At 60.5% G+C, this 13,367-nt stretch carries 12 protein-coding genes and 1 other RNA gene; 5 read left to right on the top strand and 8 right to left on the bottom strand.

Features of this window, described 5'->3' with window-relative positions; all coding sequences use genetic code 11:
- Window positions 1-315 precede the first annotated feature (315 nt).
- On the top strand, window positions 316-777 hold the full coding sequence (locus ABIT12_RS03220) for a DUF5680 domain-containing protein (RefSeq protein WP_348043273.1): 462 nt from the start codon (window positions 316-318) through the stop codon (window positions 775-777).
- A gap of 86 nt (window positions 778-863) precedes the next feature.
- Window positions 864-1,283 carry a hypothetical protein gene (locus ABIT12_RS03215; RefSeq protein ID WP_348043271.1) on the top strand — a complete coding sequence of 140 codons (420 nt, stop codon included), beginning with the start codon at window positions 864-866 and terminating at the stop codon, window positions 1,281-1,283.
- 249 nt (window positions 1,284-1,532) lie between these two features.
- Here the strand turns inward: ABIT12_RS03215 and ABIT12_RS03210 are convergent, their stop codons facing one another.
- Window positions 1,533-2,276 carry a hypothetical protein gene (locus ABIT12_RS03210; protein ID WP_348043269.1) on the bottom strand — a complete coding sequence of 248 codons (744 nt, stop codon included), beginning with the start codon at window positions 2,274-2,276 and terminating at the stop codon, window positions 1,533-1,535.
- Window positions 2,277-2,390: 114 nt separating this feature from the next.
- The gene (locus tag ABIT12_RS03205) at window positions 2,391-4,730 is read right to left on the bottom strand and encodes a UvrD-helicase domain-containing protein (RefSeq protein ID WP_348043267.1); all 2,340 of its coding nucleotides are present in this window, start codon (window positions 4,728-4,730) and stop codon (window positions 2,391-2,393) included.
- 211 nt (window positions 4,731-4,941) lie between these two features.
- On the opposite strand from ABIT12_RS03205, the gene ABIT12_RS03200 reads away from it, so the two are divergent.
- Complete coding sequence (locus ABIT12_RS03200; RefSeq protein WP_348043265.1) at window positions 4,942-8,583, top strand: AsmA family protein; 3,642 nt, start codon at window positions 4,942-4,944, stop codon at window positions 8,581-8,583.
- A 7-nt stretch (window positions 8,584-8,590) separates the two neighbouring features.
- Here the strand turns inward: ABIT12_RS03200 and ABIT12_RS03195 are convergent, their stop codons facing one another.
- The 3 genes from ABIT12_RS03195 to ssrA all read right to left on the bottom strand — a co-directional run bounded on the left by ABIT12_RS03195 (window position 8,591) and on the right by ssrA (window position 9,853).
- Complete coding sequence (locus ABIT12_RS03195) at window positions 8,591-8,800, bottom strand: ribbon-helix-helix domain-containing protein (RefSeq protein ID WP_348043263.1); 210 nt, start codon at window positions 8,798-8,800, stop codon at window positions 8,591-8,593.
- A 12-nt stretch (window positions 8,801-8,812) separates the two neighbouring features.
- Window positions 8,813-9,295: an SspB family protein gene (locus tag ABIT12_RS03190; protein ID WP_348043261.1), complete on the bottom strand. Its 483-nt coding sequence runs from the start codon at window positions 9,293-9,295 to the stop codon at window positions 8,813-8,815.
- Window positions 9,296-9,495: 200 nt separating this feature from the next.
- Window positions 9,496-9,853: a transfer-messenger RNA gene (gene ssrA, locus ABIT12_RS03185) on the bottom strand.
- Between the two features lie 19 nt (window positions 9,854-9,872).
- Between ssrA and ABIT12_RS03180 the strand changes: the two genes are divergently transcribed.
- Entirely contained in the window at window positions 9,873-10,391 is a 519-nt protein-coding gene (locus ABIT12_RS03180; protein WP_348043260.1) for a hypothetical protein, read from the top strand.
- 167 nt (window positions 10,392-10,558) lie between these two features.
- Window positions 10,559-11,377 carry a transglutaminase family protein gene (locus ABIT12_RS03175; protein WP_348043295.1) on the top strand — a complete coding sequence of 273 codons (819 nt, stop codon included), beginning with the start codon at window positions 10,559-10,561 and terminating at the stop codon, window positions 11,375-11,377.
- Here the strand turns inward: ABIT12_RS03175 and ABIT12_RS03170 are convergent.
- Genes ABIT12_RS03170 through ABIT12_RS03160 form a run of 3 tightly spaced genes read right to left on the bottom strand, consistent with a single transcriptional unit; the run spans window position 11,361 to window position 13,307 of the window.
- The gene (locus ABIT12_RS03170; RefSeq protein WP_348043258.1) at window positions 11,361-11,582 is read right to left on the bottom strand and encodes a YdeI/OmpD-associated family protein; all 222 of its coding nucleotides are present in this window, start codon (window positions 11,580-11,582) and stop codon (window positions 11,361-11,363) included. The genes ABIT12_RS03175 and ABIT12_RS03170 overlap by 17 nt on opposite strands.
- Window positions 11,583-11,629: 47 nt before the next feature.
- Window positions 11,630-12,028 carry a RidA family protein gene (locus ABIT12_RS03165; protein ID WP_348043256.1) on the bottom strand — a complete coding sequence of 133 codons (399 nt, stop codon included), beginning with the start codon at window positions 12,026-12,028 and terminating at the stop codon, window positions 11,630-11,632.
- Between the two features lie 25 nt (window positions 12,029-12,053).
- Window positions 12,054-13,307 (bottom strand): dienelactone hydrolase, encoded by a 1,254-nt coding sequence (locus ABIT12_RS03160; RefSeq protein ID WP_348043254.1) that lies wholly within the window; start codon window positions 13,305-13,307, stop codon window positions 12,054-12,056.
- Window positions 13,308-13,367 lie beyond the last annotated feature (60 nt).

Below are 13,367 nucleotides of genomic sequence, written 5' to 3'. Positions count from 1 at the left end.
GGGTGCGGCGGTCTTTACCGGTGCGACAGGTGCACTGCCAACGCTTCCAATAGACATGTTCATCATCCTTGATTGATCGAGGCTCTGGGCCTCGCAAAAGCTATGCGCCCTGAAACTGACAGCCACCTGAAGCAAACATTAATGATGTATTAATTTCAATGACTTGATGCTCGTGTCGGCGCAGTGGCGAAGGCCGTCCGCTCCGATCAGCGGGGCATTTCCTGCCCGTTCGGACGGATAGGGGGATACATTTTCCACCTGCGTTAGTTGACCTTTGGCGAGGGTTTGTTCATGTTTTGTTTAATGGAGTTAACCGTGGACCTGAACGATTTGACCCGCGTAATCGTCGCGGCAAAACTGGCCTGCTACGTGGGCGGTGGCACCAAAGTGGCCGCGAGCCGGACCGGCTCGCATGATCTGGTCTGGGCCGATGGTCCCTGGAGCTATCGCGACAGCTATTTCGGCGGCACGGACTTTCTGGGGCAGGAAACCGTGTGGCATGCCGACGAACCGGTCTGGGCGATGAATTACTACGGCTTCATCACACGACCAGACCTGATCGACGCCGAGCGGGCCGGCGCGACGATCAAGGCGGCTTTGTCGGCGATGTACGCGAAGGGGCGGTTTCTGGGCGGGTTTGAGTGGACCGGGCCGTTCGGGGCCTATCGCGATGGTTCGGAGGGCGACGTTGGCCATTTCACCGGTCGAGAGGCTATTGTGTGCGATGGCGTCGAGGCCTATGCGCTGCATTATTTCGGCGGGCTGATCCGCCCGTAAAATGTCGAATATCTGCGGGCGACCGCGACATGGCGATGGCGGGCGGAAATCTGCTGGCCTAACCTCGATCCAAACAGGAGTGCCTCATGCTCGGTGTCAGTACTTATGCCCCCGCGTTTATCGCCAGTTGCCAGCAGCAGCTTGATGAAGAACTGGCCAAATTCAACGCGCTGATCGCCGCTGCCAAAGGCACCAAGGCCGAGGCCGCGCTGGCGGCGTTCACGCCGGACTATCTCAAATCCATGGTGCAGGCGCTCGACCACATGTTCATGCACCGCCTGCGCGGCAAGGAGGGCAAGGATGGCAATCCGTGCAACGAAGTGAGGATGCTGGCGGTGTCGATTTTGGAGCATGGCGGGATGATGACGGCGGACAAGACCATCAAGTATGTCGCGAGCAAGTCTGTGACGGGGATTGCGGTGGGTGAGGCGATTGTTTTGACGGCGGAGAGTTTTGGGAAATTGGCAGACGCCTATTTTGCGGAGATTGCGGCCAAGTTTATGTAGAGCGCTACCCCGCTCTTCCTTCTCCCCTTGCGGGAGAAGGTGCCTGAAGGGCGGATGAGGGGTCTCTTGCTTGTTACGAGTATGCGGAAGCAACCCCTCACCCTGATTTTCTGCTGAACGCAGAAAATCTGTCCCTCTCCCGCAAGGGGCGAGGGTGGCATCGAGCGCGCTGCACGATCGGGTCAATTCAGCACCGGCCAATTGGCGGGTCTGCGGGAATCCAGCCTCTGCCGGCTGTGCGGCTATGCGCTAAAGTATTCTGGACTCGTTTATAGAGGATTTGATGACAGGTGAATTCAAACCCATGCTTTCTATGACCTTCTGTACCGTCTCCGCAAACCAGTCGCCTAATGTTGGTGACACATAAACGCGCTCTATAAGAATTTCGCAGTCGGCTTGCATGTACATCCCGCGCGGCGGAGTCCATACGCTTTTACCGTCAATTTGTTCGGTGCACTTTTCTATTGGTAGTAGAACTCTAAGCCTGAGTTCTTTTTCAGATTTAAAGCTTAAGCGTTTATAGAACGCAGCATTTTCGAAGGACGGCCCCATCTTAAAAGTATTGTGATTGATGTATCGAACAGGGGCGATTGTGAAGTCTCCAGTAAATTCCCTCAACGAGGATGAGAGGCTGCCAACAGAACTCTGTATAGCGACCCCTTCGCCCTGGTTAGTGTAAACCGCCCAAAGGTTAGCAGATTCAACCTCATTTATGTGCCAACAGTTTATGTACATTCTCTCTGCCGAGCGTTCATTTTGCCAAGCGGTGAGTGATGGGTCATACGACGCTCTTAGAGGAGGGGGAATTTCTTCTCCAGCAGGAATATGAAGTTCCTGTCTGGCAAAGTTGTCGTCGCTCATGATCCGTCTGAGGTAAATCAGACGGTCAGCGCCGAGTGAGCCCTCATATGGATCCGCAGACCGAAGTGCTGAGAGCTGTCCAAGAAACAGGGATCGTCTTGCCAAAAGATCCAGAAACTTGGTGAGTGACATAAATCTCCAAATTTTTGTGTCGTCTTTTGGTCGTTTGGGCAGCTTAGGTGCGCGCTGGATACCTTCTTGATAAAATAGCCCGGTAGCGGACGCATTACGTTTAATCACAGTCCCTCACCCCTTGCTGATGAAACTATCCAGCACCTTCTTGCGGCCGGCCTTTTCGAAATCGATGGTCAGTTTGTTGCCTTCGATGCCCGAGATGGCGCCATAGCCGAACTTGAGGTGGAAGACGCGGTCGCCGAATTTGTAGGCTGAGCTGTCGCTGCCCAGGTCGACCGAGCGGGCGACGAGGTCGCCGTCGATGGTCAGTGGACCACCGCCTTTGCGGTTGGATTGCTGGGCCTGGGCGCGTTTCCAGCCCGGGGTTTCATAGACGCTGTCGAACGGATCGGCCTTGTTGAAGCGCGAGGAGGCGCCGCCGCCATAGCCGTAGCCGCCATAGGACGAGCCGGTGTCCTTGACCTCGACGGCGTCGGCCGGGAGTTCATCGAGGAAGCGGCTGGGGATGGCCGATTGCCAGAGGCCATGGATGCGGCGGTTCTGGGCGACGGAAATGCGGACGCGCTTGCGGCCGCGGGTGATGCCGACATAGGCGAGGCGGCGTTCTTCCTCCAGCCCGGCGCGGCCCGATTCATCGAGCGAGCGCTGGTGGGGGAACAGGCCTTCCTCCCAGCCGGGCAGGAAGACGGTGTTGAATTCCAGTCCCTTGGCCGAATGCAGCGTCATGATCGAGACGGCATCGCCTTCGTCGCTGGTGGCGCGGTCCATCACCAAAGCGATGTGTTCGAGGAAGCCGCCGAGGGTTTCGAATTCCTCCATCGAGCGGACCAGTTCCTTGAGGTTTTCCAGCCGTCCGGGGCTATCGGGCGCCTTGTCGGCCTGCCACATGGCGGTATAGCCGCTTTCGTCCAGAATTTGTTCGGCCAGCTCAAAATGCGGAATGGTGCGCAGGCGCTCGGCCCAGTCGTCAAACTGGCCGACCAGTTCGCGCAGGGTGGTGCGCTGCTTGGGCTTGAGGTCTTCGGTTTCGAGCAACATGCGCACCGCAGACATCAGCGGGATCTGCTGGTGGCGGGCGGTATCGAACAGGATTTTCAGCGTTGAATCACCCAGGCCGCGCTTGGGCGTGTTGATGATGCGCTCGAATGCCAGATCGTCTGCCGGCTGTGCGGTTAGGCGCAGATAGGCGAGTGCGTCGCGGATTTCCTTGCGCTCGTAAAAGCGCGGACCGCCGATGACGCGATAGTTCAGCCCGAGTGTGATGAAGCGTTCTTCGAACTCGCGCATCTGGAACGAAGCGCGGACCAGGATCGCCATGTTGTTGAGCTGTTCGCCGTCACGCTGGTATTGCTCCAGTTCCTCGCCAATGGTGCGGGCTTCTTCTTCGCTGTCCCACACCGAGGTGACGGCGACCGGCTCGCCGGTTTCGGCGACATCGGTTTGCAGTGTCTTGCCGAGGCGGCCTTCGTTGAAAGCGATCAGGTGGCTGGCAGCCTTGAGGATATTGGCGGTGGAGCGATAATTGCGCTCCAGCTTGATCACCTTGGCGCCGGGAAAGTCTTTTTCGAAGCGCAGGATGTTGTCGACCTCGGCGCCGCGCCAGCCATAGATCGACTGGTCATCGTCACCAACGACGCAGATATTGGCTTCCGACGCGGGTTTGCCGGAGGCCAAGAGGCGGAGCCAGAGATATTGGGCGACGTTGCTGTCCTGGTATTCATCAACCAGCATGTAGCGGAAGCGGTTGTGATACTCGGCCAGCACTTCCGGGTTTTCGCGGAACAGCCGGATGCATTCGAGCAGCAGATCGCCGAAATCAGCGGCGTTGAGAACCTTCAGCCGCGCCTGATAATCTGCGTAAAGTTTTCCGCCTTTGCCGTTGGCGTAGAATCCAGAATCGGCGGGCGATACGTCCTTGGGCAGCAGGCCACGGTTTTTCCAGTTGTCCATCATTCCGGCGAACTGCCGGGCCGGCCAGCGCTTTTCGTCGATGTTTTCGACTTCGAGCAATTGCTTGATCAGCCGGATCTGGTCGTCGGTATCGAGAATGGTGAAATCGGATTTGAGATCGACCAGCTCGGCATGGCGGCGCAGGATGCGCGCACCAATGGAGTGGAAGGTGCCCAGCCATGGCATGCCTTCCACCGACGCGCCGACCAGCTTGGCGATGCGCTCCTTCATCTCGCGGGCGGCCTTGTTGGTGAAGGTCACCGACAGGATTTCGCTGCCACGGGCTTTGCGCGTGGTCAGGATATGGGCAATGCGGGTGGTCAGCACGCGGGTCTTGCCGGTGCCGGCGCCGGCCAGAACCAGCAACGGGCCGTCAATGCTGAGCACAGCATCGCGCTGTTCTTCGTTCAAACCCTGCAGGTAGTCGGCATCGCGCCGGCCAAACTGGCTGGTGATCGAACCGGCGGCGGGGCGTTCGAGTCTGTCGGGTGCAACGGCCATGCGGGATTGACGAATCTCTTTTTGTTCTCTTTGGGCAATATAGGCAGTGGGGGTGCCCATGTACATGGCACGCGGTGGCTGCACCCCGGTCATCGCCGGGTTTTGACGGGCTTTTTGCCGCTTTCTTGGCGTGTAATCGGCGATCGGTGGCCTTGCGCGGCGGCGGGGTTTGCCTACACTGCGCCCGGACCAAACGCGTGGATACAAGCCCTTGCTGAACCGCATCTATATCGTTGTCGGCTTGCTGGCGATCCTGGCGCTGGCCGGGGCGTTTATCGCGCCGCGCTTCATCCAGTGGGGCGATTATCGCGACAAGATGGAAGAGCTGGCGTCGGGCGTGCTGGGCACCGACGTCGCCATTCGCGGCGATATCGAATTTTCGCTGCTGCCGTCGCCAAAGCTGCATTTCACCGATGTGGTGGTTGGATCGCTCGAAGACCCGGCGGCAACTGTGGGCAGCGTGGATGCGGAATTTTCGCTGGTGGATTTCCTGCGCGACAATTATCGGGTCACCAAGCTGGTGCTGGATACGCCGGTGGTCGATATCAAAGTCGATGATAGTGGACTGTTCAGCACCGGCTTCAACATTGTTGGAGACAGCGAAGGCAATAGCCGCGTGGTTTTGGGCCAGGCCAATATCGTCAACGGCACGGTGCGGATGGCCGATGATCGCTCGGGCGAGAATTTTGTCGCCAGCGGCATCAATGGCGAACTCAAGCTGGCGGCGATCACCGGGCCGTTCCAGTTCCAGGGCAATCTCGATTATGCCGACGCGCACTACAATGTGCGGTTCAACACTTCGGCGATGGATGCGGACGGCAGCAACCGGGTGACGGCTTCGGTGCAGAACGAGAGCGGCATGTCGCTCTCCGCCGAGGGGCAACTGACTCCCGGCATCGCGCCGCGCTTTGATGGCGCCATCACTTATCGCCAGAAGCCGCCGGTGACGGATGTGGCCGATGATATTCGCGGTGATCTGGTGCTGGAAAGCAAGGTCACCGGCTCGACCGACCGCATCGTGCTGACCGGTTACACTTTGCAGCCGGACGAGAACCGGGCCGGGACCAGGCTCACCGGCGCGGCCAGCATCCAGCTCGGTGCGCGGCGCAGTTTTGACGCGGTGATTTCGGGCGGAGTATTCGCGCTGCCGCCGCGCGATGCGTCGGAAGACCTGTCCAAGCAACCCTATGATGTGGTGCGCCTGCTGGGCGAGTTGCCGGCGCCGCTGATACCGCCAATGCCGGGCCGGATCGGGGTCGATCTGGCCGAGGTTGGCCTGCGCAGCTTTGCGCTGCGCGGTCTGCGCATCGATGCCCATACCAATGGCAAGGCCTGGGCGATCGACCAATTGCTGGCCAAGCTGCCGGGCGATGCCGACGTCAAGGCCAGTGGCGTGCTCGGGGCCGTCGACGGGCATCCGACTTTTGATGGCAAGCTGGGCATTTCCACCCTGCGCCTGGATGCGCTGGGCGCGTTGTGGCGCAAGCCCGATGAGAACAATCCACTGTTCAATATGCCCGCCTCGCTTGATGGGACGGTGCGTCTGGCCGGTGAGGCGCTGGGGTTCAGCGAAGGCGTGTTCATGCTCGATGGCGTGCCCCATAGCCTGGGGCTGCGCGTCGGCTATGGCAAGGAGCCTCGGCTCGATATCACCGGCAAGTTCGGCGTATTGTCGCCCAAGGACAGCGCCGCTATCGCGGCGCTGGTCCCCGAGGTTCAGGCCGGCCCGGCCTTTGGGTTGAGCTTTCCCAACGGCAGTTTTGGCCTGGCCGGCACTGAAGCCAATGTATTGGGCCTGACCGGCAAGGACATGACCGCCGAAGGGCAATGGTCGAACGACCGCGTCACCTTCACCAGGCTGGCCGCGGCCGATCTGGGTGGCGTCAGTTTTGATACGGCGCTGGTCGCATCGGGAACGCCGGCCGAGCCAGTGGTCTGGGGCAGTGGCAAGATCGGGGTAAAGAACGCCAACGCGCCGGCGCTCACGGCGTTGCTTGGCCGGTTTGCGCTGTCGGCGGACATTCGCACGGCCATCGGGCTGTCGGCTCCGGCCGACCTGGATTTTGACCTGAGCCAGCCGGACAACGGCGCGCAGGCGTTAACGCTGAAGGGCATGGCGGACACCGCCTCGGTTGATCTGCGGATTGGGCTAGGCGCGGGTCTGGCCAAGGCCATTGGATCACCACTGACTGTGGGCGGCACGCTGGAATCGTCCGATCCCGATGCCTTGACCCGACAATTGGGTTTTGGCGACGCGCACCTGTTCCCGCCCGATGGCGACATGTTCGTTGCGGTCAATCTTGGCGGCTCGATCGCCAATGGTTTTTCGGCGCGGCTGAACATGAGCGTCGGCGAGGAGCGCGTCGGGTTCGATGGCGACCTGCTGGTTGTTGCCAGCGGCGAAGTGCAGGGCACCGGCAAGCTCGATGGCTATCTGGCCGACGGCAGCGGGCTGGCGCAGGTAGTGGGCGTCAGCGGGCTCAGCCTGCCCTCGATCAGCGGCAAGGCCGATCTGCATTTTGAGGGCAACCGGCTGCTCAAGCTTGCCGGGATTAACGGCACTTCGGAGGGATCCGGATTTGCCGGTGCGCTGTCGCTCACCCATACTGGGTCCAATTCCGACATTACCGGCAGTCTATCGCTGGATGGCGCTGATCTTGCCCGTCTCACAGCGGTGTTGACCGGTCCGGCGGCGTTGATAGCGGCCGACGGCGTGGTCTGGCCAACCGGTCCGATTGCGCTGGGTAATTCTGGGCGCGCGACACGGGGCAGTGTGGCCATTGAAATTCCTTCGATCACCATTGCCGGTGAGGAAAAGCTGACCGATGCCAGTTTTGATCTGGCCTGGGACGAGACGCGGACCAGGCTCAGCCATTTCCGGGCCAGTGCCGGCGAAGGTCAGGTGACGGCGGAGGTCGCCGTTTGTTGCAGCGACGCGCTGAGCAACAAGACGGTCAGCGGCCGTCTGCAACTGGCCGACACCCAATTGGCCGATGTGCTGCCGTCCGGCCTGGCCGATACACTGGGTGGAGTAGTCGATGGCGGAGTGCAGTTTGAAGGCACCGGCGAAAGCCTGGATGCGATCATGGCGAGCCTGACCGGGCAGGGCAGCTTCTCGGCCTCGGACTTTACCGTGCGCCACCTCGATCCCGCTGTATTTCCCGCCGTTGCCAAGCTCGATGATCTGTTGAATACCGGCGCCGACGCATTGGGGACGCTGATCGCCATTTCCCTCGATCAAGGCTTTTTCACTGCCCCCTTGGCCGAAGGCGCCTTCACCATTGCCGGCGGCGTGTTGCGGCTGGCCAATCTCAGCATCGATGGCGCCGGTGGCCGGGTGGCGGGCGATGCCAATGTGGGGTTGGAAAAACTTGGGCTCAGCGGCAGCTTTGTCCTAACGCCATTGGGATTCACTGACCCCAATAATCTGGTCAATCCCGATACCGCCCGCATCGTGTCGCGGCTGTCGGGCACGCTGCTGGAACCAATGCGTACGCTCGATCTCGATACCATGGTCGCCGCAGTACAGATGCGCGCCAACGAGATCGAAGTGGATCGGCTGGAAGCCCTGCGGGCGGAAGATCTGGCTCGCCAGAAGGCGGCCGCCGAGGAACGCAACCGGCTGATCGCCGAGCAAAGGCAACGGCAGGCCGAGGCGGATGCCAAGGCCGCAGCCGAAGCGGCGGAGAAACAGCGACTGGCCGATGAGGCAGCAAAGGCTGCGCAGACGCCAGCTCCGCAGGCGACGCCACAGAGCGCGCCAACTCAGTCAACGCCCACAATCGGCCCAACTGACCTGATGCTGCCCAATCAGCCGATGACGACCACGCAGGGCGTCAATCAACCGTTCTAGAGACGGACTATCGGGGTTTCGCCTGCACCCAGCTCAACGCCGCCAGCCGCGCTGCGGAAGCGAGGTTGGTGGTCAGGCGGGCCTCGTCGATGCTTTTGATCAGGGCCGGCAGTGCCAATTCCCGTTCATCGGCCATGGCCTGCAATACTGCCCAGAACTCCGGCTCCAGCGCGATGCTGGTGCGGTGGCCGGCAATGGAGAGCGAGCGCTTTTCCAAGGCCCGGCTGGATCAGGGCTTCTTGCGGAACGAATCGAGGCTGACGACTTTTTCGCCGGCCGGCTCGGCCGGGCTTGCGGCAGCTTCCGCTTCAGCGGCTTCGTCCTCGGCATCATCGGCTGCAGTGGTGCTGACATCGCCGGCCACATCGAACTGCAGGCCGAACTGCACGGACGGGTCGAAGAAGCCTTTGATCGCCGAGAAGGGAATGCCGAGGATTTCCGGCTGACCATCAAACGACAGGCCCACTTCAAAGCCGGTGTCGTTGACCTTGAGGTCCCAATACTGGTTTTGCAGCACGATCGTCATTTCCTTGTCATACTGGCTCAGCAGTTTTTCTGATAGGCGAACGCCGGGGGCGCGGGTGACAAACGAAATGAAGAAATGATGCTCGCCGGGCAGGCCCGTCTTGACCACTTCCGACAGCACTTTGCGCACCACGCCGCGAAGCGCTTCCTGCGCGAGAATGTCATAACGGAGATGATCTTCGGCCATGGGCGCCCTTCCGGCGTTAAGCGATTCTCTTGGCTTCTTTTTCGGCCCGATTGGCTCGGAACGGAAGGGCCAAGTTGAATTATTCAGGCATTGCGCCGCCCAAATCACGGCAGCGTGCGAACACAACGCATCTGCCGCCATATCAGCCTCAGTGTCCCGGCGATTTCAAGGACAAAGCACAATAATGTCATGACGGGGAAGGTGCAGGCTTCTGTTGCCAGGTGCCTGCGGACCCCGCCTGTCACCCGGCTAGGGGTGGAGGACTTAATTTCCCAATGCTAGCGCTGCTTACGCGGCGAGAGCGACTGGAGCCTTATGGTTGTCATTTGCAACTATAAGTTTTGGACCGATAACGGTGGTACCTCACCGAGCAAAAGCACACCCTTTACGCCCTCGTCGATCCTATTTCGCCCCCATTGGCTCCCCATGTTGGTGGGGAAATGGTGGAGGCGCCGGGTACCGCCCCCGGGTCCGAAAGGTTTATTACGATGACAGTTTATCGCCATAGCTCTTGCGAGCACCTTCTATATAGGGCGGGTGCGGGTTCGATGCAATTGCGCTTGGCGAGGAGTTGACGATGCGTTGGATTTTGGCGGTGCTGGCGCTGTTCGCGATTATGGCCTCGCCGGCACAGGCGCAGCAATCGGTTCTCGATCGGGCGCTGGCCGATGCCGCCCGTACATTGGCGCGCGCAATGCCCAAACTGAACGCGGTAGAATTGGGCATTCCCATGGCCTCATACAAGAAAGCGCTGACCCGGCGCTTGGTGCGGTTCAATGGCGCGACGGCGAATGCGCCGATCAGCTTTGTGTTTGCGCGGGAAGGTGAAGGGTCCTGCGACCGCTTCGTTGCCTATGTGCGTGGACCGGGCGCCGCCATGTATTTGTGTCCGAAGTTCTTTTCGCGGGGCGCCGATGCGCAGCGCGAAACTACTATCCTGCATGAGATGGTGCATATCGTGGCCGGGCCTGATGAATGCCTGGCCATGGCGTTTACCGCCAGGGTGCAGTTTGTGGCCAGCGGGACGTTTCAGCCGGTGGCGCAATATTGGGCGGCAAATGGCTGTCCGCAGTCGAAATATGCCTTGCCGCAGTAGGCCGGTGCGGCAACTCCTCAACCGCGTCGCCGGTTGGCACGCGGCAAATGCGCGCGAGCTGGGTTTGCGCCGGAACCCGCTTGCGGGTTAGGGGTTTAGCTGGCGATGTGGCAAAGTACCTCCGTTCCAACCGTTCCAACCGTTCGACCATAAAGCTCAATATTATCATGCAGATCAAGGCCGGCTTTTCGATAAGCTATGACTGTCCGAAGCCGACGCCCATGCTGCTGTCGCTCAATCTGCATCCGTCGCGGCGGGTGGATCTGCTGACGCCGCAGGTGCTGAGTTTTTCCCCGTCTGTCGAGAGCTGGGATTACTACGATACTTATGGCAATGCCTGCACCCGCATCACTGCGCCGCAAGGGCGACTGACGGTCACCACCGGTTTTGATATCTACGATCCGGGCACGCCCGATTTCGTGCCCCATGACGCAGCGCAGCACAATATTCAGGATCTGCCCGATGAGGTGCTGATCTACCTGCTGGGCTCGCGCTATTGCGAGACTGATCGGCTGACCAATGTCGCCTGGCAGATGTTCGGCAATACAAAGCCTGGCTGGCCGCGCGTCCAGGCGATTCTGGATTTCGTGCATCGGCACATCACCTTCAGCTATCCGCGGGCCGACCGCACGCGCACTGCGTTCGGTGCTTATACCGAGCGGGTCGGCGTGTGCCGGGATTTCGCGCATCTGGCGCTGACGCTGTGCCGCTGCATGAATATTCCGGCCCGGTATTGCACCGGCTATCTGGGCGATATCGGCGTGCCGCCCGATGTCGACCCGATGGATTTTTCCGGCTGGTTCGAGGTCTATTTGGGTGGCCATTGGTACACGGCCGATGCGCGCCATAACTTTCCGCGTATCGGTCGCATCCTGATGGCAATTGGCCGCGATGCGACAGACGTGGCGCTGTCCACCCAGTTCGGTCCGGCAACGCTGTCCGGCTTTTCGGTGGTAACAACCGAGGTCGCTACGGCTGCGGGCTAGCCCCGCCGCCGGTCCACCGCATTTTCATGTAGAGCCCGCCGGCATCCAGTTCATCCAACATCTGGGCCAGCCGTTTTTGCCTGGTGGCGTCCTGCTTGGCGGCGTTGATCCACATCAGATAATCGTTCTGCTGGTAGGCGGGCCGCTCACTATACTTGTCCATCAGGCCGCGCTGGTTGAGCGCCTCGCGGACAAAATCCAGCATTGGTTGCTCGGGTCGGACCAATCTATGGGCGCGGGGTTCGGGTGGCGTCACGGCAGGATCGCCATGGCTTCGATTTCAATCAGATAGTCAGGATTGGCGAGGCCGTGGACACGGATGCCGGTGACCACCGGCGGCTTAGTCCGTTTACCCCAACGCTCCATCCACGCGCCAAATCCGGGGCGCAGGTCCTCGTCGCCAACGATGTAGATCGCGACCCTTACCAGATGGTCCAGATCGCCGCCGGCGGCTTCCAGCACCTTGATCAGGTTGTCGACCGCCTTGACGGATTGGGCGCCGATATCGCCCTTGCCGACGATCTGGCCATTTTCATCGACGGCGTTCTGGCCGCCGATCAGCAGGGTGCGTGCGCCGGGAGGCAGAATAATGCCCTGGCTGAAGGCGGGATTGCTGTGCATGTCCTTGGGATTGAGATGTTCGATCGGCATGCTCTTCTCCTTGGGTTAGCCGCAGTTACGGCGCGGCGTGCTCCAGTTTCAGGCCACGCGCGGTGCGCGGGCCAAATCCGTTCCAGTTTTGTTCACTGTAGTCATCGCTGAACGTCATGTCCAGATAGGCCCGTTTGGCGCTATCGCCGCGCAGGTGCAGGTCGAGAAATGCCGTGACGAAATGGTCGGCGATATTGTTCATACGCACATTGTCCCAGACGAAGTCGGCATAGTGCTCGAAGCCGGTTTTGCCTTGTGCATCAGGGATATAGGCCTCTGCTGGCGCCGGGATCGGGGCAGCGGCATTATGCCCCGCATTGTCGAAGGTCAGCAGATAGCGATCCGAATTGACGGTCTCCTCGAAGATTTTGCGCGTGCCCTCGGCGTAACCGGATACCTCATCGAGGCTGCCGGCCATGAACAGGGCGGGAATGGCGATGCCGGCGAGGCCATCCGCGTCCCAGAAGCCCATCTGCCGGCCCCAGGGGCCGATGGCGACGATGGCTTTGAGGCGTGGGTCGAGCAGCGCCTTATAGGCTTTGGTCCCGGCCTGCAGCTTTTGCAGCGCGCCGTTGGCGGGAGCAAAGGGGAGTTCGGTGCTCGCCTGTGTCACACCGCCGCCGGCACTGATGATGGCGCCATAGCCGCCCATCGAATAGCCGATGACGGCCGTGTTGGAAGCGTCGACGATGCCATGCAGAAACTGGCCCGGAGTTTTGGACAGGCGATCGATTTCGGACAGAACGAACAACTGATCGAGTGGTCGGTTCATCAGCGTCGAGGCAAAGCCCAGTTGATTGTGGTAGGTGCTTTCAAAATGATCGATGGCCGCCACGACGTAGCCGCGGCTGGCCAGATGTTCGCCGAAATGGCTGATCAGGAAACGGTTGCCGGGATAGCCGTGCGACAGGATGACCAGCGGTGCCGGCTTGGCGACAGGCAGGGGTGTCGCATCGCGGACCGCGCTTCCGTGGAGGGTGTAGCGCACCGTGCCACCGATCAGCGTCACATCGGCATAGTCGGTAGCCGGAGCTATGCGCGCTGGTTCTGCCGGATACCAGACCTCCAGGGTCAGGGGTCGTTCATAGAGGGGGTCAGACCCGTTCAGGACGTTGGCCTGATTGTAGTGCGTGACCGTAATAGTGCGTACCCCGATAGCGAATTCGCCATGTGCGGCAAGGGCGGGCGCGTCGGGGCGCAGTTCATCGATGCGATTGGATTGAGCCATGGCCAGCCCACTGAGGGCGCTCCAGATAAGAACGGCAAGCAGGGTTTTCATCGGCTCTCAAACCACCTGTTGACTGCAAAGTCCATCGTCGCAAAACGCTGCCCAGCGGCT

Source organism: Devosia sp. (assembly GCF_039927955.1).
Classification (GTDB): Bacteria; Pseudomonadota; Alphaproteobacteria; order Rhizobiales; family Devosiaceae; genus Devosia.
The sequence above is the reverse complement of the archived record's forward strand: the minus strand, read 5'-3'. Positions and strand labels throughout refer to the sequence as shown.